The sequence below is a fragment of the Nocardia otitidiscaviarum genome (assembly GCF_007362295.1).
Taxonomy (GTDB): domain Bacteria; phylum Actinomycetota; class Actinomycetes; order Mycobacteriales; family Mycobacteriaceae; genus Nocardia; species Nocardia otitidiscaviarum.
The window spans coordinates 2,204,308-2,224,901 of sequence record NZ_CP041695.1; the positions used below are offsets into that span (position 1 = coordinate 2,204,308).

General features: G+C 69.1%; 21 protein-coding genes. 16 read left to right on the forward strand and 5 right to left on the reverse strand.

Translation table 11 applies throughout. The features are described 5' to 3' along the window. Positions 1-38 precede the first annotated feature (38 nt). The 8 genes from argC (at position 39) to FOH10_RS09560 (ending at position 7,642) form a co-directional block, all read left to right on the forward strand. Positions 39-1,097, forward strand: a complete 1,059-nt coding sequence (argC, locus tag FOH10_RS09525; protein ID WP_143980433.1) for an N-acetyl-gamma-glutamyl-phosphate reductase — start codon at positions 39-41, stop codon at positions 1,095-1,097. Then, positions 1,094-2,305 (forward strand): bifunctional glutamate N-acetyltransferase/amino-acid acetyltransferase ArgJ, encoded by a 1,212-nt coding sequence (gene argJ, locus FOH10_RS09530; RefSeq protein ID WP_143980434.1) that lies wholly within the window; start codon positions 1,094-1,096, stop codon positions 2,303-2,305. Before argC ends, argJ begins: the two co-directional genes overlap by 4 nt. After that, a complete protein-coding gene (argB, locus tag FOH10_RS09535; RefSeq protein WP_143980435.1) occupies positions 2,302-3,201 on the forward strand; it encodes an acetylglutamate kinase in 900 nt (299 codons plus the stop codon). Before argJ ends, argB begins: the two co-directional genes overlap by 4 nt. Continuing rightward, entirely contained in the window at positions 3,198-4,415 is a 1,218-nt protein-coding gene (locus FOH10_RS09540) for an acetylornithine transaminase (RefSeq protein WP_039812806.1), read from the forward strand. Before argB ends, FOH10_RS09540 begins: the two co-directional genes overlap by 4 nt. Next, positions 4,412-5,353, forward strand: a complete 942-nt coding sequence (gene argF / locus FOH10_RS09545) for an ornithine carbamoyltransferase (RefSeq protein ID WP_039812809.1) — start codon at positions 4,412-4,414, stop codon at positions 5,351-5,353. Before FOH10_RS09540 ends, argF begins: the two co-directional genes overlap by 4 nt. Continuing rightward, complete coding sequence (locus FOH10_RS09550) at positions 5,350-5,871, forward strand: arginine repressor (protein WP_051037122.1); 522 nt, start codon at positions 5,350-5,352, stop codon at positions 5,869-5,871. The genes argF and FOH10_RS09550 overlap by 4 nt, the downstream gene beginning before the upstream one ends. 51 nt (positions 5,872-5,922) lie before the next feature. Then, on the forward strand, positions 5,923-6,720 hold the full coding sequence (locus FOH10_RS09555) for a maleylpyruvate isomerase family mycothiol-dependent enzyme (RefSeq protein WP_143980436.1): 798 nt from the start codon (positions 5,923-5,925) through the stop codon (positions 6,718-6,720). A 142-nt stretch (positions 6,721-6,862) separates the two neighbouring features. Then, positions 6,863-7,642: a helical backbone metal receptor gene (locus FOH10_RS09560; RefSeq protein ID WP_308212882.1), complete on the forward strand. Its 780-nt coding sequence runs from the start codon at positions 6,863-6,865 to the stop codon at positions 7,640-7,642. On the opposite strand, the gene FOH10_RS09565 is transcribed toward FOH10_RS09560, so the two are convergent. Then, positions 7,643-8,551: an alpha/beta hydrolase gene (locus FOH10_RS09565; protein WP_244961836.1), complete on the reverse strand. Its 909-nt coding sequence runs from the start codon at positions 8,549-8,551 to the stop codon at positions 7,643-7,645. 273 nt (positions 8,552-8,824) lie between these two features. Here FOH10_RS09565 and FOH10_RS09570 point away from each other — a divergent pair, with 273 nt between their 5' ends. The 4 genes from FOH10_RS09570 (at position 8,825) to FOH10_RS09585 (ending at position 12,857) form a co-directional block, all read left to right on the forward strand. Further along, a complete protein-coding gene (locus FOH10_RS09570; protein ID WP_039812818.1) occupies positions 8,825-10,027 on the forward strand; it encodes an argininosuccinate synthase in 1,203 nt (400 codons plus the stop codon). A gap of 35 nt (positions 10,028-10,062) precedes the next feature. After that, positions 10,063-10,959 (forward strand): class I SAM-dependent methyltransferase, encoded by an 897-nt coding sequence (locus FOH10_RS09575; RefSeq protein WP_143980438.1) that lies wholly within the window; start codon positions 10,063-10,065, stop codon positions 10,957-10,959. A 31-nt stretch (positions 10,960-10,990) separates the two neighbouring features. Further along, positions 10,991-12,412 (forward strand): argininosuccinate lyase, encoded by a 1,422-nt coding sequence (argH, locus tag FOH10_RS09580; RefSeq protein WP_143980439.1) that lies wholly within the window; start codon positions 10,991-10,993, stop codon positions 12,410-12,412. Positions 12,413-12,533: 121 nt separating this feature from the next. Further along, positions 12,534-12,857 (forward strand): DMT family transporter, encoded by a 324-nt coding sequence (locus tag FOH10_RS09585; RefSeq protein WP_029928888.1) that lies wholly within the window; start codon positions 12,534-12,536, stop codon positions 12,855-12,857. A gap of 51 nt (positions 12,858-12,908) precedes the next feature. Here FOH10_RS09585 and ilvA read toward each other — a convergent pair whose 3' ends face one another. Further along, the gene (gene ilvA / locus FOH10_RS09590; protein WP_143980440.1) at positions 12,909-14,138 is read right to left on the reverse strand and encodes a threonine ammonia-lyase; all 1,230 of its coding nucleotides are present in this window, start codon (positions 14,136-14,138) and stop codon (positions 12,909-12,911) included. A gap of 214 nt (positions 14,139-14,352) precedes the next feature. Between ilvA and FOH10_RS09595 the strand changes: the two genes are divergently transcribed. The 4 genes from FOH10_RS09595 to FOH10_RS09615 all read left to right on the forward strand — a co-directional run bounded on the left by FOH10_RS09595 (position 14,353) and on the right by FOH10_RS09615 (position 17,477). Further along, positions 14,353-14,802: an RrF2 family transcriptional regulator gene (locus tag FOH10_RS09595; protein ID WP_029928884.1), complete on the forward strand. Its 450-nt coding sequence runs from the start codon at positions 14,353-14,355 to the stop codon at positions 14,800-14,802. Positions 14,803-14,816: 14 nt separating this feature from the next. Continuing rightward, positions 14,817-16,040: a globin domain-containing protein gene (locus FOH10_RS09600; protein WP_143980441.1), complete on the forward strand. Its 1,224-nt coding sequence runs from the start codon at positions 14,817-14,819 to the stop codon at positions 16,038-16,040. Positions 16,041-16,139: 99 nt separating this feature from the next. Beyond that, entirely contained in the window at positions 16,140-16,697 is a 558-nt protein-coding gene (locus tag FOH10_RS09610) for a hypothetical protein (protein WP_186000772.1), read from the forward strand. Positions 16,698-16,760: 63 nt separating this feature from the next. Further along, entirely contained in the window at positions 16,761-17,477 is a 717-nt protein-coding gene (locus tag FOH10_RS09615; RefSeq protein WP_143980444.1) for a GntR family transcriptional regulator, read from the forward strand. Positions 17,478-17,483: 6 nt separating this feature from the next. Here FOH10_RS09615 and idi read toward each other — a convergent pair whose 3' ends face one another. From idi to FOH10_RS09630, 3 genes are all read right to left on the reverse strand, one after another. Beyond that, positions 17,484-18,056: an isopentenyl-diphosphate Delta-isomerase gene (idi, locus tag FOH10_RS09620; protein ID WP_244961837.1), complete on the reverse strand. Its 573-nt coding sequence runs from the start codon at positions 18,054-18,056 to the stop codon at positions 17,484-17,486. Next, positions 18,053-18,931, reverse strand: coding sequence for a geranyl diphosphate 2-C-methyltransferase (locus FOH10_RS09625; protein ID WP_143980445.1), 879 nt, complete (start codon positions 18,929-18,931; stop codon positions 18,053-18,055). The genes idi and FOH10_RS09625 overlap by 4 nt, the downstream gene beginning before the upstream one ends. 150 nt (positions 18,932-19,081) lie before the next feature. Beyond that, positions 19,082-20,488 carry a family 2B encapsulin nanocompartment shell protein gene (locus FOH10_RS09630; RefSeq protein ID WP_143980446.1) on the reverse strand — a complete coding sequence of 469 codons (1,407 nt, stop codon included), beginning with the start codon at positions 20,486-20,488 and terminating at the stop codon, positions 19,082-19,084. Positions 20,489-20,594 lie beyond the last annotated feature (106 nt).

Consider the following 20,594-nt stretch of genomic DNA (forward strand, 5'->3'; position numbering starts at 1 on the left):
CGCGTGAATGAGCTTGCACGTTCGTGCATAATCATCACATGGTGGATACCTCGGGTGGGCCCACGGTACGGGTCGCGGTAGCCGGTGCGAGCGGATATGCGGGCGGCGAAGTGCTGCGCCTGCTGCTCGGGCATCCAGCCTACCGAGCCGGGCGCCTCGAGATCGGGGCGCTGACCGCGGGGTCGAACGCCGGTACGGCGCTGGGCGAACTGCAGCCGCATCTGCTGCCGCTGGCCGATCGGGTGCTCGCACCCACCACCGCCGCCGAACTGGCGGGCCACGACGTCGTCTTCCTGGGGCTGCCGCACGGCCAGTCGGCGGCCCTCGCGCAGCAGCTGCCGGAGTCGACCGTCGTCATCGACTGCGGGGCGGACTTCCGGCTCACCGACGCGGCGGCGTGGGAGAAGTACTACGGCAGCCCGCACGCGGGCAGCTGGCCCTACGGGCTGCCGGAACTGCCGGGCGGCCGTGCTGCCCTGAGCGGGGCGCGGCGCATCGCCGTACCGGGCTGCTACCCGACCGTGGCGAGTCTGGCGCTGGCCCCGGCCGTGGCCGCCGGCATCATCGAACCGAGCGTGCACGTGGTCGCGGTGACCGGCACCTCGGGGGCGGGGCGCAAACTCGATGTGGGGCTGCTCGGATCCGAGGTGATGGGCTCCGCGCGGGCCTACAACATCGCGGGCGCGCACCGGCACACCCCGGAGATCGCACAGAACCTGAAGGCCGCCGGAGGCGTCGACGTCACCGTCTCCTTCACCCCCATCCTCGCGCCCATGGCGCGCGGCATCCTGGCCACCTGCACCGCGCCGGTGCGGGTGGACGCCGCCGAGGCCCGCGCCGTATACGAGAAAGCCTATGCCGACGAGCCTTTCGTGCACCTGCTGCCGGAAGGCCGCCTGCCGCAGACCGGTTCGGTGCTCGGCTCCAATGCCGTCACCCTCCAGGTCCAGGTGGACGCCGACGCCGGGGTGCTGGTGGTGGTCGGCGCGATCGACAACCTGACCAAGGGCACCGCGGGCGCCGCGGTGCAATCCATGAATCTGGCCGTCGGATTCGACGAGACCGCAGGACTTTCCACCGTAGGAGTGGCACCGTGACGACATTCGAGAACGGCAAGCTGGTTCGGACCCAGGGCGTCACCGCGCCGCTGGGCTTCCGCGCCGCCGGTATCGCCGCGGGCATCAAGGCCAGCGGCAAGCCGGATCTGGCACTCGTCTTCAGCGAAGGTCCCGAATACGCGGCGGCGGGCGTGTTCACCCGCAACAAGGTGAAGGCCGCGCCGGTGCTGTGGTCGCAGCAGGTGCTCACCGGTGGTCGGCTGCGCGCGGTCATCCTGAATTCCGGTGGCGCGAACGCGTGTACGGGTCCGGGCGGATTCCAGGACACCCACGCCACCGCCGAGGAACTCGCGAAAGCCTTGAGCAACTGGGGCACCGAGACCGGTGCGGGTGAGATCGCGGTCTGCTCCACGGGCCTCATCGGCGACCGGCTGCCCATGGACAAGCTGATTCCCGCCGTCACCGAGATCGTGCACGAGATGGGCGGCGGGCTCTCCGGCGGCGCGGAGGCCGCGCGGGCCATCATGACCACCGACACCGTGCCCAAGGAAGCCGCCTTCCACCACCGGGACAAGTGGAATGTGGGCGGCATGGCCAAGGGTGCGGGCATGCTCGCGCCGTCGCTGGCCACCATGCTCGTGGTGCTGACCACCGATGCCGTGGCTACCCCGGCCCAGCTGGACGAGGCGCTGCGCAAGGCCACCGGACGCACCTTCGACCGCCTCGACGTGGACGGCTCCTGCTCCACCAACGACACCGTGCTGCTGCTCGCCAACGGCGCCAGCGAGGTCGCGCCGACCCAGGCGGAACTCGACGCCGCCGTGCTCGCGATCTGCGACGATCTCGCCGGCCAGCTCATGGCGGATGCCGAGGGCGTCACCAAGCGGGTGCTGGTCACCGTCACCGGGGCGGTGGATGAGGATCAGGCGCTCACCGGTGCCCGCGCCATCGCCCGCGACAGCCTGGTCAAGACGGCGTTCTTCGGCTCGGATCCGAACTGGGGCCGGGTGCTGGCCGCGGTCGGCATCGCGCCGATCGACCTCGACCCCAACCTGATCTCGGTGTCGTTCAACGGAAGTCCGGTGTGCGTCAACGGCACCGGCGCTCCCGGCGCGCGCGAGGTGGACCTGTCCGGGGCGGACATCCACGTGGTCGTGGACCTCGGCCTGGGCGCGGGCGAGGCCACCATTCGCACCACGGACCTCTCGCACGGATACGTCGAAGAGAATTCGGCCTACAGCTCATGAACCCACTGCACGAACAACTCTCGGCGCTGGACAAGGCGCACGTCCTCGCCGACGCGCTGCCCTGGTTGCAGAAGTTCCACGACAAGATCGTGGTCGTCAAATACGGCGGCAACGCCATGGTCGACGACGAACTCAAACGCGCCTTCGCCGCCGATATGGCGTTCCTGCGCACCGTCGGCGTACATCCGGTGGTGGTGCACGGCGGCGGTCCGCAGATCAGTGCCATGCTGACCAAACTCGGACTGCGGGGCGAGTTCCGGGGCGGTTTCCGGGTCACCACACCCGAGGTGATGGATGTCGTGCGCATGGTGCTCTTCGGTCAGGTGGGCCGGGAACTGGTGGGGCTCATCAATGCCCACGGCCCGTACGCCGTCGGCATCTCCGGTGAGGACGCCCACCTGTTCACCGCCACCCGCCGCACCGTCGACGTGGACGGCGTCGCCACCGATATCGGCCTGGTCGGCGACGTCACCTCCGTCAATCCCGATGCGGTGCTGGATCTCATCGGTGCGGGCCGAATTCCGGTGGTGTCCACCATCGCGCCCGATGCCGACGGCGTGGTGCACAACATCAATGCCGACACCGCCGCGGCGGCGCTCGCACAGGGTATCGGCGCGGAGAAACTCGTGGTGCTCACCGATGTCGAAGGGCTGTACACCGACTGGCCCGACCGGTCGTCGTTGACCAGCCGCATCGATACCGCCGAACTCGAGAAGTTGCTGCCGCGCCTCGATGCGGGCATGGTGCCCAAGATGGAAGCCTGCCTGCGCGCCGTGCTCGGCGGGGTGCCGACCGCGCACGTGATCGACGGCCGGGTGCCGCATTCGGTGCTGCTGGAACTATTCACGGGGGAGGGCATCGGCACGATGGTCACCCCGGCTCAGGAGTATGTATGACCAACACAGCCGACCTGCAGCAGCGGTGGTCCACCCTGCTGATGAACAACTACGGCACCCCGAAGGTCGCGCTGGTGCGCGGTGCGGGCGCGGTGGTGTACGACGCCGACGGCAAGCGCTACCTGGACTTCCTCGGCGGTATCGCCGTGAACAGCCTGGGGCACGCGCATCCGGCCATTCTGGAGGCGGTCACCCAGCAGTTGGGCACGCTCGGGCACACCTCGAATCTGTATGCGAGCGAACCGGTGCTGGAACTCGCCGAGCGGCTGCTCGCGCGCTTCGGCACTGAACACAGCGGAGACGGGCACGGGCGGGCGTTCTTCTGCAATTCCGGCACCGAGGCCAACGAGGCGGCGTTCAAGATCTCGCGGTTGACCGGCCGGACGAAGATCGTCGCCTGCGAGGAGGCGTTCCACGGACGCACCATGGGCGCACTGGCGTTGACGGGCCAACCCTCGAAGCGGGCTCCGTTCGAGCCGATGCCGCCCGGCGTGGTGCACGTACCCTACGGCGACGCCGAGGCACTGGCGGCGGCGGTGGACGATCAGACCGCGGCGGTGTTCATCGAGCCCATCATGGGGGAGAGCGGTGTCGTGGTGCCCCCGGCCGACTATCTCGCCCGGGCCCGCGCCATCACCAAACAGCATGGGGCGCTGCTGATCCTGGACGAGGTGCAGACCGGGATCGGGCGCACCGGCCACTTCTACGCGCATCAGGCCGCGGGCATCGTGCCCGACGTGATCACCCTGGCCAAGGGGCTCGGCGGCGGACTGCCGATCGGCGCGGTGCTGGCGCAGGGCGCGGCGGCGGAACTGCTCACGCCCGGCCTGCACGGCACCACCTTCGGCGGCAACCCGGTATGCGCCGCGGCGGCGCTCGCGGTGCTGCGCACCATCGACGAGCAGGATCTGCTCACCCATGTGGAGACGCTCGGCAAGACACTGATCGACGGCATCGACGCCCTCGACCACCCGCTGGTGGACCATGTGCGCGGGGCGGGGCTGCTCATCGGCATCCAACTCACCGACGCGGTGGCGGCGCAGGTCGACGAGGCCGCCCGCGACGCCGGATATCTCATCAATCCCGCCAAACCGAACGTGATTCGGCTCGCGCCGCCGCTGGTGCTCACCGAAACCCAGGCCGATAATTTCCTGTCCGACCTGCCCGGCATCCTCGACGCCGCGCAGGCCAAGGCGAAGGGGACCCCACAGTGACCATCCGGCATTTCCTGCGCGACGACGACGTCACGCCCGCCGAACAGGCCGAAATCCTCGCTCTCGCCGCGGAACTGAAGCAGAACCCGCAGGGCCGCAAGCCGCTGGCGGGGCCGCGCGGGGTGGCGGTGATGTTCGAGAAGAACTCCACCCGCACCCGGTTCTCCTTCGAGATGGGTATCGCACAGCTGGGCGGGCACGCCGTCGTGGTGGACGGCCGCGACACCCAGCTGGGCCGTGAGGAAACCCTCGCCGACACCGGGCGGGTGCTCTCCCGCTACGTGGAGACCATCGTCTGGCGCACCTTCGAACAGACCCGCCTGGACGAGATGGCCGCGGCCGCAACGGTTCCCGTCGTGAACGCGCTGTCCAACGAGTTCCACCCGTGCCAGGTGCTGGCGGACCTGCAGACGCTGAAGGAGCGCAAGGGCGACCTGTCCGGGCGCAACCTCACCTACCTCGGCGACGGCGCGAACAATATGGCGCACTCGCTGCTGCTCGGCGGCGTCACGGCCGGACTGAACGTCACCATCGCCGCCCCCGAGGGGTTCGAGCCGCTGCCGTGGATCGTCGAATCGGCGCGGGCGCGCGCCGCCGAGACCGGAGCCAAGATCGCCCTCACCAACGACCCGCTCGCCGCGGCCGAGGGCGCGGACGCCCTGGTCACCGACACCTGGATGTCCATGGGCCAGGAGAACGACGGCCGCGACCGCGTCGCCCCGTTCCGGCCCTTCCAGGTCAACGCCGACCTGCTCTCCCGTGCCGCACCGGATGTCACCGTCCTGCACTGCCTTCCGGCGCATCGCGGTGAGGAGATCACCGACGAGGTGATCGACGGTCCGCACAGCGCGGTCTGGGACGAGGCCGAGAACCGCTTGCACGCCCAGAAGGCGCTGCTGGTGTGGCTGCTGGAGAAATTCGAGGGCGGTGCGCGGTGAGCGGTGAGCGACGGTCGGCCGCGCCCACCCGTTCGGGTGCGGCCATCGCGCGAACACGAGCGGGACGCCAGGCCCGCATCATCGCCATCCTGTCCCAGCACGAGGTGCGCAGCCAGACCGAGCTGGCGACCCTGCTCGCGGCCGAAGGCATCGAGACGACCCAGGCCACGCTGTCCCGTGACCTCGACGAACTCGGTGCGGTGAAACTGCGTGCCGCCGACGGCGGGGCCGGGGTGTACGTCGTTCCCGAGGACGGCAGTCCGGTGCGCGGGGTGACCGGCGGAACCGAGCGATTGTCCAAGCTCCTCGGCGACCTGCTGGTCTCCACTGACGCCAGCGGCAATATCGCCGTTCTGCGGACACCGCCGGGTGCGGCGCATTTTCTCGCCAGTGCGCTGGATCGGGCCGCACTGCCGGAGATCGTGGGAACGATCGCGGGTGATGACACCATCGCCGTCATCGCCCGGGAGCCGATGAGCGGGGCCGAATTGGCCGCCAAGATCGAGCAATTGGCCTGAAACCGGCGCTGATGCGGCGGCGCGCCCCGGCGTTCGATCTACGGTGGTCCCATGCCTCTGGATTACGACCGCTACACCATGGAGATCATCACCCAGACCGACCACCTCCGCACCGCCATCGAGAACGCGGATCTGACCACCCCGGTCCCCACCTGCCCGGAGTGGAATCTCGGCCAGCTCGCCCGCCATGTCGGCGGCGGCCAGTGCTGGGCGGCCGCCGCCGTGCAGCGCCGGGTGCAGGAGCCGCTGCCGGAGGACGAGTTCCAGTTCCGGGAGCTGTCGGCATTCGTCGACGAGAAGTCCGCCGATATCGATCCGTGGCTGGGCGAGACGTCGGCTCGGCTGTCCGGCGCGCTGGCCGCGGCGGGCGAGGGACTGCCGCTGTGGACTCCGGTGCCGGGCGTGCGGTCCAGCGATTTCTATGCGCGTCGGTTCACTCATGAGGCACTCGTGCATCGCGCCGACGCCACCCTCGCGGTCGGCGCGGAGTTCGCGGTGGAGCCGGATCTCGCGGCCGACGCCATCGACGAATGGTTGGAGCTGTGCTCGTTGCCCGACCTGCTCGAGCAGCGCCCGCGAGTCCGGGAACTGTTCGGCCCGGGCCGCACCCTGCACCTGCACGCCACCGATGTGCCGGAGGAGCTGGAAGCCGAATGGGTGATCGACCTGACCGGTGCGGGCATCACCTGGCGGCGGGCGCACGAGCGCTGCGCGGTGGCGGTGCGGGGGCCGCTGACCGAGCTGCTGCTCGTCATCTACCGGCGGCGCACGCCGGAATCGGCCGCGATCGAGGTCCTCGGTGACGGTGAGCTGTTCACCGGCTGGCTCGACCGCGTCGCCTTCGGATGAGGGGACCGCGAGCCAACGCGCTACCCTGGACCGACATGGACCCCAACCTGTTGTCGGTGTACACCGGTCTGGCCGTGGGATTGGTCGTGGATACCCTCTACGGCATTGTCAGTGGACTCTCCTCCGTCCTACCCCGCTGAGCGTGTCCGTGCCCACCGAACTGCTCGATGATCTCGGTGCGCCGGTTCCGCTGCGGCGGCCGGCGCGGCGCGTGGTGTCGTTGGTCCCCTCCTTGACCGAGGCGATCGCGGTCACCTGCCCGGATCTGCTGGTGGGCGCTACCGAGTGGTGTACGCATCCGTCCGATCTGCCGGTCGAGCGCGTCCGGGGCACCAAGAACCCGAACGTGCGTCGAATCGGTGCGATCGCACCGGATGTGGTGGTGTGCAATCAGGAGGAGAACCGGCGCATCGACGTCGAGCGTTTGCGGGGTATGGGAATCGCGGTGTGGGTGACCAGGATTCGGACGTTGGAGGAGGCATTCTCGTCCCTGGAACGGCTTTTCGGACTGCTGCTCGACGCCGGAGATCCGGAATGGCTGGTGCGCGCACGCGCGCAATGGTCGCCGCCGCCACCGGAAACGCTGCGCGACGCGGTGATTCCGGTGTGGCGTGATCCCTGGATGGTCGTCGGGCGCGACACCTTCACCGGCGATCTCGCCCGGCGGCTGGGGCTGCGACTCGTGCACGCGGATCGGCCGGAGCGCTATCCCACCCTGTCGGAGCGGGAGCTCACCGCCGGTGTCGAACTCGCCGTACTTCCCGACGAGCCGTACGTGTTCACCGAAACCGATGGGCCGGAGGCATTTCCGGGTATCCCGGTGGCCCTGGTGGAGGGGCGCGCCCTCACCTGGTACGGCCCCTCGCTCGCCACCGCGCGGCAGCGGCTCGACGCGCGGTTGGCGCAGGCGTTTCGGGTCTGATCAGGCGCCGATGGCACGGGCCAGATGCGGCCAGGAGTCGTGCAGGTCCGTTTGGAACTGGCCCCAGGTGTGGGATCCGGCGGAGCGGTCGACGTGGATCGGTGTCATACCCTGCCGTGACAGGTGCGCGGCGAACGCCGCGGTGCACGAACTGGCGATGGCCTCGACGACGGGGGAGGGCAGCCCGTTGCGGTCGATCACACCGGGCACGCCGGACGCGGCCGACAGGTAGACCGTCTTACCGCGCAATCGCTCCGCGTGCAGATACGGATCATGCGCACGCCACACCTCGCCGCCGGGCACCCCCCACATATTCGCCGGATTGCCGCCCCCGCGCAGCACCACCGCACCGGCCATCGCCACCCCGGCGGCGTCGGAGGTCCACGGGCAACCGCTGTAGGAGGCGACCGCGCTGTACCGGTCACCGCCCTGGATGGCCAGGTCGATCGCCGAGCCGGCGCTCATGGACACCCCGGCGATGGCATTGCGGCCACTCGTCGCGAACCGGGCGTCGACCGCGGCCGGCAGCTCACCGGTGAGATACGTCTGCCACTTGTTGCGCCCCGCGATGGGGTCGTCGGCGATCCAATCGGTGTACAGGGTGAACGCGCCCCCGATCGGCATCACCACATTCACGTTCTTGTCGGCGAAGAACTCCCTGACATCGGTGTCGTCCCACCAGGAGATCCCGTCCTGACCGCCACCCGCGCCGGTGAGCAGGTACAGCGTCGGCGCACCGGCGTGCGCGGCGGGAATCACCCGATTGGAGACGACGCGGTCCATGGCGGGGGAGTACACGTCCAGCACCGTGGTCTCGGCCAGCTCCGGAGCCGCCGCGGCGGGCCGGACGGCGACCACGGTCGCGGCGACCGCACACACCAGCAGCAACCAGATTCTCGAAGCACTCACTCTTCCGTTGTACCAACCGCCGCAATGGAATTCCCAGGGTTCATGGTGCCTGCGGGCGGTGCTTCGTGCCGTGTCGGAGGTGTTGCGGGCGACGGCGGCGCGCAGGACCGGAGCTGCCGTGTGCTGTGGTTCGGGACCCCGGTTATGAATGGGCTTGCATCGTCGTGCATAATCATTTGCAGGACGACGGAGCGGGCCGCGGCGCAGGGAGCCGGAGGCGAACGCGGCCGGTCGGCACAGACTCATACGCACTAATCGAGGAGCACACGGATTATGACCAAGCGCGTCGTACTCGCCTACTCGGGCGGGCTGGACACCTCCGTTGCCATCAGCTGGATCGGCAAGGAGACCGGTGCCGAGGTGATCGCGGTCGCGATCGACCTGGGCCAGGGCGGCGAGGACATGAACGACGTGCGCCAGCGCGCCCTCGACTGCGGCGCCGTCGAATCCATCGTGGTCGACGCGCGCGACGAGTTCGCCACCGAGTACTGCCTGCCGACCATCCAGGCCAACGCCCTCTACATGGGCCGCTACCCGCTGGTCTCGGCCATCTCCCGGCCGCTCATCGTCAAGCACCTGGTCGAGGCCGCCGAGTACCACGGCGCGGACACCGTCTCGCACGGCTGCACCGGCAAGGGCAACGACCAGGTGCGCTTCGAGGTCGGCATCGGCGCGCTCGCCCCCGATCTGAAGGTCATCGCCCCGGTCCGCGACTACGCCTGGACGCGCGAGAAGGCCATCGAGTTCGCGGGTGAGAACAACCTGCCGATCAACGTGTCCAAGAAGTCGCCGTTCTCCATCGACCAGAACCTGTGGGGCCGCGCCGTCGAGACCGGTTTCCTCGAGGATCTGTGGAACGCCCCCACCAAGGACGTCTACGACTACACCGTCGACCCGACCGTCAACTTCGAGGCCCCCGACGAACTCATCGTCACCTTCGACAAGGGTGTGCCGGTCGCCATCGACGGCCGCCCGGTCACCATGCTCGAGGCCATCACCGAACTGAACAAGCGGGCGGGCCGCCAGGGCGTCGGCCGCCTGGACATGGTCGAGGACCGGCTCGTCGGCATCAAGAGCCGCGAGATCTACGAGGCCCCCGGCGCCATCGCCCTCATCACCGCCCACCAGGAGATGGAGGCGGTCACCATCGAACGTGAGCTGGGCCGCTACAAGCGCCAGGTCGAGCAGCGCTGGGGCGAGCTGGTCTACGACGGCCTCTGGTACTCCCCGCTCAAGCGCGCCCTCGACGCCTTCGTCGCCGAAACCCAGCAGCATGTCTCCGGCGACGTGCGCATGGTGCTGCACGGCGGCAATGTGGTCGTCAACGGCCGCCGCTCCGACGAATCCCTCTACGACTTCAACCTCGCCACCTACGACGAGGGCGACACCTTCGACCAGTCCCTGGCCAAGGGCTTCGTCCAGATCCACGGCCTGTCCTCCAAGGTCGCCGCCCGCCGCGACCTCGGCAAGAAGTAGCCTCGAACCCGGGGATCACCCGGAAGGAGGCCGCCGTGCGGACCGACGACGACAACTGGGATATCACCGAGAGCGTGGGTGCGACCGCGCTCGGGGTCGCGGCCATGCGGGCGGCGGAGAGCCGTCGCCCGGACGCGCTGTTCCACGACCCCTACGCGGAGGTCCTGGTGACCGCCGTCGACTCGCCGGTCTGGCAGCGCATGGGCCGCGGCGACTACGAGGAGTCGGTCGCCGAGGCCCTGACCCAGCTGTGGAGTTTCGTGGTGGCGCGGACGCTGTACTTCGACGAGTACTTCCGCGCCGCCGCGGACGCCGGTATCCGGCAGTTCGTGATCGTGGCGGCCGGGCTCGACGCGCGCGCCTACCGCCTCGAGTATCCCGCTGGCACCACGGTATTCGAGATCGATCAGCCGAAGGTGCTGGAGTTCAAGGCGAAGACGCTCGCCGCCTACGACGGTGAACTGACCGTGCGGCGGCGCACGGTGGCCGCCGACCTGCGGCAGGACTGGCCGAAGGCGCTGCGGGACAGCGGTTTCGACCCGGACCTGCCCACCGCCTGGCTGGCCGAGGGGCTGCTGCGCTATCTGCCCGCCGATGCGCAGGACCGGCTGCTCGGCGATATCGTCGCGCTGAGCGCGCCCGGGAGCCGGGTGGCGCTCAACATGTCCGGCGAACGGTCCGAGCGGGCCTACGCACTGGACCGCGAACGCACCCGGTTCATGGCCGAACAGGGGGTGCACGTGGACGTGCACCAGCTGTGGTATCCCTTCGAGGGCCGCAACCACCCGGTGGACTGGTTCCGGCAGCGGGGCTGGGTCGTCACGCCCGGCGACCCGCGCGAAGTCCTCACCCGCCACGGCCGCGACGTCGATTCCGAACTCACGGCCGACGAAATGGCCAGGCACATACTCATGACAGCGATCCACCCGTGACCACGATCCGACCCGGAGGAGACAGCACACGATGACCGAGCAGCACGGCACGAACGAGGGCGCGCTCTGGGGTGGTCGGTTCGCGTCGGGGCCCGCGGCGGCCATGGCGGCGCTGAGCAAGTCGACGCATTTCGACTGGGCGCTGGCACCCTACGACGTGCGGGCGTCGAAAGCCCATGCGCGCGTGCTGCACAAGGCGGGTCTGCTGTCCGACGGTGACCTGGACGGCATGCTCGCGGGCCTGGACCGCCTGGCCGCCGATGTGGCATCGGGGGCGTTCGGACCGCTGGAATCCGATGAGGACGTGCACGGCGCGCTGGAGCGCGGACTGATCGAGCGGGTCGGCGCCGAACTCGGTGGCCGACTGCGGGCCGGGCGGTCGCGCAACGACCAGGTCGCCACGCTGTTCCGGATGTGGCTGCGGGATGCGGTGCGGCGCATCGCCTTCGGCGTCCTCGAGGTGGTGGACGCGCTGGTCGCGCAGGCGGCCGCGCATCCGGGCGCGGTGATGCCGGGCAAGACCCATCTGCAGGCCGCGCAACCGGTGCTGCTGGCGCATCACCTGCTGGCGCACGCGCATCCGCTGCTGCGCGATATCGAGCGGCTGCGTGACTTCGACAAGCGGGCGGCGGTGTCGCCGTACGGATCCGGGGCACTCGCCGGATCCTCGCTCGGGCTGGACCCGGAAGCCATTGCCGCCGACCTGGATTTCGACGCCGCCGCGGCCAACTCCATCGACGCCACCTCCGCCCGGGACTTCGCGGCCGAGGCCGCCTTCGTCCTCGCCATGATCGCGGTGGATCTGTCCCGGATGGCCGAAGAGGTGATCATCTGGAGCACCCCCGAATTCGGCTACATCACCCTGGCCGACGCCTGGTCCACCGGATCGTCCATCATGCCGCAGAAGAAGAATCCGGACGTCTCCGAGCTGACCCGCGGCAAGGCGGGCCGCCTCATCGGCAACCTCACCGGCCTGCTGGCCACCCTGAAGGCGCAGCCGCTCGCCTACAACCGGGACCTCCAGGAGGACAAGGAACCCGTCTTCGATTCGGTGGCGCAGCTGGAACTGCTGCTGCCCGCCATCGCGGGACTGGTGTCGACCCTGACCTTCCACACCGACCGCATGGCCGAACTGGCCCCGGCCGGATTCACCCTCGCCACCGATATCGCCGAATGGTTGGTCCGCCAGGGCGTCCCGTTCCGCGTCGCGCACGAGGCGGCCGGGGCATGCGTGCGCGCCGCCGAGGCGCGCGGCGTCGGCCTGGACGAACTCACCGACGCCGAATTCGCCGCCGTCGATCCGGCCCTCACCCCCGCCGTACGCGAGGTGCTGACCGTGCAGGGCTCCATCGCCTCCCGCAACGCCCGCGGCGGCACCGCGGGCGTGCAGGTCGCCAAGCAACTCGACGAGGTGCGCGCCGCCGCCACCGCCCACCGCGACTGGCTGAGCTGACGCCCGGCCGAGCGCACCGGGCGGTGGTGACGCCCGGCGCGTCACATGCGTTCCCCGGGCGGGTTGGGCCCTCCGCATCGTCACCGATGCGGGCCGTCGCGAGCGGGATACGCTCCCGGGCATGACTCTGCTGTTTCTGGCGCTGGCCATCGCCTCCGAGGTGACCGCGACGGTATCGCTGAAGTTGTCGGAGGGATTCACCAAACCCGTGCCGTCGACCATCGTGGTCATCGGCTACGGGGCGGCGTTCTACTGCCTGTCGCAGGCGTTGAAGCGCGGGATGCCGGTCGGGGTGGCCTACGGCATCTGGGCGGCGGTGGGCGTGGTGGCGGTGGCGGTCATCGGCGCGCTGTTCCTGAACGAGAAGCTCACCCTGGTCCAGGTCGGTGGCATCGGGCTGGTGATCGCGGGCGTGCTGGCGCTGGAACTCGGTGGGGCACACTGACCGGTGGCGCGCCGCCGGGCCGGTGGCGACCCGTCGGCGCACGGTGCGTGCTCAGTCCTGTACGCGCACCGCGTATCCCGCGTCGGCCAGCGCCTGGAGCACATCGTCCCGGTGCGCCGCGCCGCGTGTCTCGAGCGTCAGCGCGACCTCCACCTCGTCGACCTCCAGCCACGCCCCGGTGCGGGAATGCACCACATCCAGCACGCTGGCCCCGGTGCGGCCGACCTCCCCCAGCAGCGCACCGAGGCTGCCGGGACGGTCCGAGATCGTCACCCGCAGTGCGAGATAGCGGCCGGCGGCGCTGAGGCCGTGGCCGACCACGCGGGTGAGCAGCAGCGGGTCGACATTGCCTCCGGACAGCACCGCGCAGACCGGACCCCGTAGCTCGAGTTCCTCGGGCAGGCAGGTCATGAGCGCCGCCACCGCCGCGGCACCGGCCGGTTCCACCAGCAGCTTGGCCCGCTCCAGGCAGAGCAGCAGGGCGCCCGACAACGCGTCCTCGTCCACCGTGACGATGGTGGTGTCGTGTTCGGCCACATGGGCGAACGGCACCGCCCCCGGCAGGCCCACGGCGATACCGTCGGCCATGGTGGTCATACGGTCCAGGGGCACCGGGCGGCCCACCGCGAGCGAACCCGGCCAGGCGGCGGCTTCGGCGGCCTGCACACCGATCACCCGAACCTGCGGGGCGAGATGGCGCAGCGCCACCGCGATCCCGGCCAGCAGCCCGCCGCCGCCGGTCGGCACCACCACCGTGCCCACGTCCGGCATCTGGTCCAGGATCTCCAGCGCCACCGTCGCCTGCCCGGCCACGATATCGGGGTGGTCGAACGGGTGGATCAGGGTGGCTCCGGTCTGCCCGGCGAAATCCAGTGCGGCCGTGAGTGCTTCGTCGATGGTCGCACCGACCTGATGCACGGTCGCCCCGTAGGCCCGGGTGGCCACCAGCTTTGGCAGCGATGCGCCGATGGGCATGAAGACGGTGGAGTCGATACCGAGCGAGGTGGCCGCCCAGGCGACACCCTGCGCGTGATTGCCCGCGCTGGCCGCCACCACGCCGCGCGCCCGCTCGTCCGCCGGCAGATTCGCGATGCGGTTGTAGGCCCCGCGCGGTTTGAACGATCCGGTGCGTTGCAGATTCTCGCATTTCAGCCGCACCTCCACGCCGGTGCGCTCCGACAGCACCCGCGACGCCACCAGCGGCGTCCGGCGCACCACGGGGGCGAGGAGTTTCGCCGCGTCCTCGATACGTTCCACGCTGACCAGATCCATGGCCGCCATGCTGCCAGCCGGGTGTGGCGTGCGTCGCGCCGGGCACCGATATCCGCCCCGGCTGCCACGGGTTGGCCACATGGTAGCCATACCAAGGCCGCGGGGCGCGGAATAGAGTAATTAGTCCTTGTGACCGAACCGACAAAATATGCGCGGCACAGCGTATTAAAGGGCACACGCGCTGAATGCGCTTTCTACTGTCCGAATTACGTACGGTATAGCCATGCAGCTTTCCCGGTTCACCGATCTCGGACTCCGGGCGATGATGCGCCTCGCGGTCAGCAGCGAAGCCGATACCCGTGTGACAGCGAAACTGGTTGCGAGACAGGTCAATGCCTCGGAGCACTATGTCGCCAAGGCCGTCTCGCGGCTCGCCGAACTCGGCTTCGTCGCCTCCCATCGCGGGCGCTCCGGCGGTATTTTCCTCACCGACGAAGGACGCGCCGCGACCGTGGGCGCGATAGTCCGCGGTCTCGAGGGAGATGCCGAAGTCGTCGAATGCCTCGGCGAGCATCCGTGTCCATTGGCGAGTAATTGCCGTTTGCGACATGTTCTCCGGAATGCGCAGGAGGCGTTCTATCGGGAGCTCGACCATTACACGCTCGCCGATCTGGTGACCGCGCGGACCGTCGAACTGCTGCATCTGTCGGCCACTCCGGCAGTCGACCGCTAGCACGAGGAGACAGCATGACGACCGCAATGGATCCGGCCCTGGACGTCGTTCCGGAACTGGAACCCGAACACGCGGCGATGATCCGGGCGACCCTGCCGCTGGTGGGCGCCCGGATCGACGAGATCACCCCACTCTTCTACCGCAAGATGTTCACCGCCCACCCGGAGCTCATTCGCGACCGCTTCAACCGGGGCAATCAGGCGCAGGGCGCGCAGCAGCGCGCACTCGCCGCCTCCATCGCCACCTATGCCACCCATCTGGTGAATCCGGACCTGCCGCATCCGCGCGAACTGCTCTCCCGCATCGGGCACAAGCACGCCTCGCTCGGGGTCACCGCCGACGAGTACGCGATCGTGCACGAGCATCTGTTCGCCGCCATCGTCGAGGTGCTGGGCGCGGAGGTGGTGACCGCCGAGGTGGCCGCCGCCTGGGATCGCGTGTACTGGCTCATGGCCACCACCCTCATCGACTTCGAACAGGGGCTCTACCGGGCCGCCGGGGTGGCGGCGGGCGATGTCTTCCGCTGGACCCGCGTGGTCGACCGCGTCGAGGATGCCTCGGGCGTGGTCACCTTCGTCGTCGAAGCCGAGGATCCGACCCGGCCGCTGCCCGATTTCCGTCCCGGGCAATATATTTCGGTCGGTGCGCTGCTTCCTGATGGCGCCCGGCAGTTGCGTCAGTACAGCCTGGTCAACGCGCCCGGCACGGGCAGGCTGGCGTTCACCGTGCGCCGGGTGGCGGCCGAGCGGGGCACACCGGAGGGGGAGGTGTCGTCGTGGCTGCACCGCCATGCCGCGGCGGGCACCCGCCTGGAGGTCACGCTGCCGTTCGGTGACCTCACCCTCGACACCGCGGCCAGCACGCCGGTGGTGCTCATCTCCGCCGGGGTCGGCGTGACACCGATGGTCGGCATGCTGGAGTATCTGGCCGCCGCGAGGTCCACCCGGCGCACCGTGGTGCTGCACTGCGATCGCTCGGCCGCCACGCATCCGCTGCGCGACCGCGTCCGGGCGCTCACCGCCGATCTGCGCGACGTCGACTACCGCACCTGGTATCAGGCCGAGGGGCAGACCTTCGACCTCGCCGAGGTGGCACTGCCCGCCGACGCCGACTACTACCTCTGCGGCGGCACCGGATTCCTGCAAGCGGTGCGCGCACAGCTGCTGGCGGCCGGAATCCCGGCCGGGCGCGTGCATTTCGAACTGTTCGCCCCCAATGACTGGCTGCTGGACGCATAGTCGGGCGATCATCGCGAGCTCGGAAACGACGATCCGACGGTGCATCCAACGCATGGTTGCTGACCTGCGTTAATGTCCGCAACCGTGTGGAAATCCTGGATGATTCTCGCGATGCTGCCGTGCGCGTTCGCCATCGCGGCCCCCGCGGCGGCGGTGCCGCCCCTGACTGGTGTGGCGGTGCCGCCTGCGGCTGCGGCTGTGGTGCCGCCTCCGGCCGCGCCGCCGGTGGTGGGTGGCTGCGCCGAAGGCGACTTCCGCTGGACCGCCGTACACGGCGGCATCGACATGACACCCAAGCCGATGACCTTCACCTCGGTCGGATCGCTGCGGGACTGCGTCGGGTGGCCCGGTATCACCGGCGGCACCTTCACCGGCGTGCACGAGGCGTGGTCGGACTGCATGCATCCCGCGGACGGTCCGATCACCGTGCACATCACCTGGTCCAACGGTGCGGTGAGCACCGTGTGGGGATGGTGGCCGGTGACCATGGCCCAGCCCAGCGTGGGTGAGCTGGAGATCGTCGCCGGTCCGGGTGCGGGCGGGCGGGTCCGGATCACGGCGGGCTACGAGATGATGACACCGGAGATGGTCATGGGCTGCCTGGGCCCCGGCGTGCGGACCGGTGTCGGCTGGGTGCGGGCCGCCATGCTCGGTTGACGCTTTTCCTGTTCGTGACATGGACGACCGAGAAAACCAACATGCGCCGCCTAGCGTGGCGCCATGCCCGCACGACGACACACCGCCCTGCTGGCCACGCTGGTGGCCGGTGCACCGGGCCGCCCCCGCATCATCCTGAGTGATCTGCGGCGGCTCATTCTGGACGGGGCGGCGCCGCCGGGCACTCTCATCCCGCTCCGTGAGGTGGCGGAACTCTTCGGCGTCAGCCACATTCCGGTGCGGGAGGCGCTCGCGACCCTCATCGGGGAGGGGCTGGTCGTACACGAACCCGGCCTGGGGTACTCCGTGGCCCGGCTGACGTCCGCGGAGCTGCGCGAAATCTATGTGGTGCGACAGACATTGGAGACCGCGTCCCTCGTCGCCGCGGCCACCAATGCCGGCACCGCCGAGCGCACCGCCCTCATCGACGCGAATGCGCTACTGGAACAGTCGCTTCGAGACGGCGACGCGGTCGCCTACCATCGCCATTCCCGCACCTTCCACACCGCGCTCACCCGCCCCTCGCGCATGTTCCGGCTGCTGCACATGCTCGAATCCGCGTGGAATGTCACCGAACCCGTGCAGCCTATGGTGCACGTGAGCGCGGCCGACCGCCTGCGCCTGCACAGCGACCACACCGTCATGCTCGACGCCTTCCTGTCCCGCGACGTCGATCGGCTGCTGCTCGCCGCCGAACAGCACCACAAGCGTCTCGAACAGGTCATCGCGACCCTGCCGACCGATACGGGCCTGCTGGCACCGGATGAGCGCTCGGCGTGAGGGTCTCTAGCCCCGCGATCGGACCGCGTGGTCCGCGATCTCCAGCACCCGTGCCAGCCACGGGGTGTGGGCCTCGGGGGAGTGGGTGAGCGCGGCCCGGAGCTGGTCCGGGCGCAGCCAGGTGAGGTTCTCCACCTCGTCCGGATTCGGTTGCGGCGCAAAGCCGTCGAGCCGACCGATGAGCACGTGGTCGAACTCGTATTCGACGCGCCCGGTTCCGGGGTCGGTCGCCTGATAGGTGAAGGTGCCCACCTCGGCGAGATCGGCCGCCACACCCAACTCCTCGTGCAACCGCACCGCCGCGGCCTCGGCCACCGGCTGTCCGGGGGCGGGATGGCCGCAGCAGGTATTGGTCCACAGCAGCGGGAAGCGCGTCTTCACCGCGGCCCGCTGCTGGAGGAGCATCCGCCCGGCGGCGTCGAAGAGCATGACCGAGAACGCGCGGTGCAGCCGCCCCGGTGCGGTGTGCGCCTCCGCCACCGGGCAGGCCCCGATCGCACGGCCGCGCTCGTCGACGAGTTCGACGGGCAGGGCTTCGCGATCGGTGGCCGCGCCGAGGCCGGGGGATTCGAGGGTCACCTACCCACCTTATCGGCGGCGATCAGCAGGTATTGGAAGCTGCCCTCCCGGTAGGCGGTGAGGAACGGCTTCTCCACCCCGGTGGCCAGCTCCGAATGGGTGCGCAGGTCCCAGTACGGAATGGTGGCGGGGGTGAGGTCGGTGACCGCGATGGGCACCAGATTGTTGGCGGCGAGCGCCTTGAAGTACTCGCTGCGCGGATGGATATTGCACCCGTAGTGGGCGTCGATCCAACTCACCGAGGCCGAGCGCCCGCCGGTCACGTCATTGGAGCAGCCGGTGATCACCACATAGCGCCCGCCCGGTTCGAGCAGCCGGGTGAACTCCGCGAACAACTCGAACAGGTCCACGTACATGGTGGTCTCATTGGTCCAGATGCCGCGCATGGACCCGGCCTCGAAACCGGTGTGCAGCATATTGGCGAAGTGGAATCGCACCTTGTCGGTGACGCCGCGCTCGCGCGCCTGGTCGTTGGCGAATCCGGCCTGGTACTCGGAGATGGTCACCCCGTCCACGGCGCAGCCGAACCGCTGATTGGCCATGAAGCTGGTGCCGCCCCGCCCGGATCCCCCGTCCATCAGCCGGTCGCCGGGCCGCACGTCGCCGAGGTGGTCGAGCAGCAGATCGGCCTGTGCCGTCTCCAGCCGGTGCAGTTCCCGGACGAGGCGTTCCTGCCGGGTCTCCTCCGGACCCTCGATGACCGACCAGTCCGGCTCGCCGACCCCGTAATGGTGGTGGTACAGCCCGTCGACCTCGCCGAGTTTGGTGTTCACCCGATCGTCGTTGGGGTTGTCGTTCCAGTACGCGGCGACCGATCGCTGGAAGTCGGTGCGCAGGACCGGGCTGTTCTCGGCGTCGTGATGGAGCATGGTCATGGCAGATCATCCTCTCGGTGGAGACTACGTGCGATGGGCGCACGGGGGGAACGCGTGCGCCGCACGGGCGAACGCGCTGTCGGGCTGGTGGCGCTGGCTGCGAAAACGGCTGGAGCGCTTCGACTTGGAGCCGATGCGCGCGGCTGTCGATCAGTCGGTCTGCCGGGCGACCAGCACGTTGTCGAGAATGCCGAGGGCATCGGGTACCAGGACCGCCGCCGAGTAGTAGCAGCTCACCAGGTAGGAGATGAGCGACTGGTCGTCGATGCCCTTGAAACGCACGTTCAGACTCGGCTCGTACTCGTCCGGGATTCCGGTCTGATGCAGGCCGATCACGCCCTGGTCCTTCTCACCGGTGCGCATGGCGAGAATCGAGGTGGTCTGAGTGTCGCTGACCGGCAGCTTTCCGCACGGGAAGATCGGCACCCCTCGCCATGCGGGCACTCGGTGCCCGTCGACCTCCACCGGATCCGGATAGATACCGCGCTTGCTGCACTCCCGACCGAAGGCCGCGATGGCCTTGGGATGTGCCAGGAACAGCCTGGTGCTGCGCCGCATGGACAGCAGTTCGTCCATATCGTCGGGCGTCGGCGGACCGGATTCGGTGTAGATGCGCTGCTTGAGATCGCAGTTGTGCAGCAGCCCGAAATCCGGATTGTTGACCAGGTCGTATTCGCGACGCTCGTAGAGGGCCTGGATGGTCAGTCGCAGCTGCTGTTCGACCTGATCCATCGGGTCGTTGAACAGATCCGCGACCCGGGTGTGCACCCGCAGCACCGTCTGCGCCAGGCTGAGTTCGTATTCGCGCGGTGCGGCGTCGTAGTCGACGAAGGTGCCGTCGAGCAGTGGTTCACCGGAATGGCCGGAGGAGACATTGATCTCGGCCTCGCCGTATTTGTTCTGCGGGCGTTGTGCGGAGGCGGCCACGGCCGCGAGTCGATCGCGCAGCGGAGGTGCGTTGTCGAGCAGTTCCTGGAAGGCGGTGCGGGGCAGCGCCAACAGCGTGACGGGGGTGACGGTCTTCAGGGTGACCGGCCAGATGGCATTCGGGTCGATCAACATCCGATCGCCGAAATAGTCTCCGCCCGACAGCATTCCGACCTTGGTGTGTTCGCCGAACTCGCCGGTGCCGTGTTTGGCGACCTTGCCGTGCACGATCAGCAGCAATTGGTCCATGGGGTTGCCGAATTCGGCGATGACCGTATCGGGTTCGAGATCGCGCTGCTCGAAGCGGCGCGCCATGGCACCGAGGATCTCCTCATCGTCGAAATCATGCAATTGCGGCATTTCGGTCAGTTCCTCCGGAATGACGCGGGCCTTGCCGCCGTCGATGAGGAATTCCACCTCACCATTGCCGACGGTGTAGGTCAGCCGCCGGTTGACCCGGTAGATACCGCCTTTCACCTGCACCCACGGCAGTGATCGGGTGAGCCAGCGCGAGCTGATGCCCTGCATCTGGGGTTCGGATTTGGTGGTGTGCGCCAACTGGTGGGCGGCGCCGGTGCTGAGGCTCTTCCGGCCGTTGGTCTCGGCCTGGACGGGCATTTCTATGGTCATGCTGAAGTCCTCACCCTCGAATTGCCGCCTGGGCGCGACGGCCGGTGATGGTCACGGCGATATAGCAGGCGGTAGCTGCCCGCGAATTAGTCGGTTTGAGTGAAAT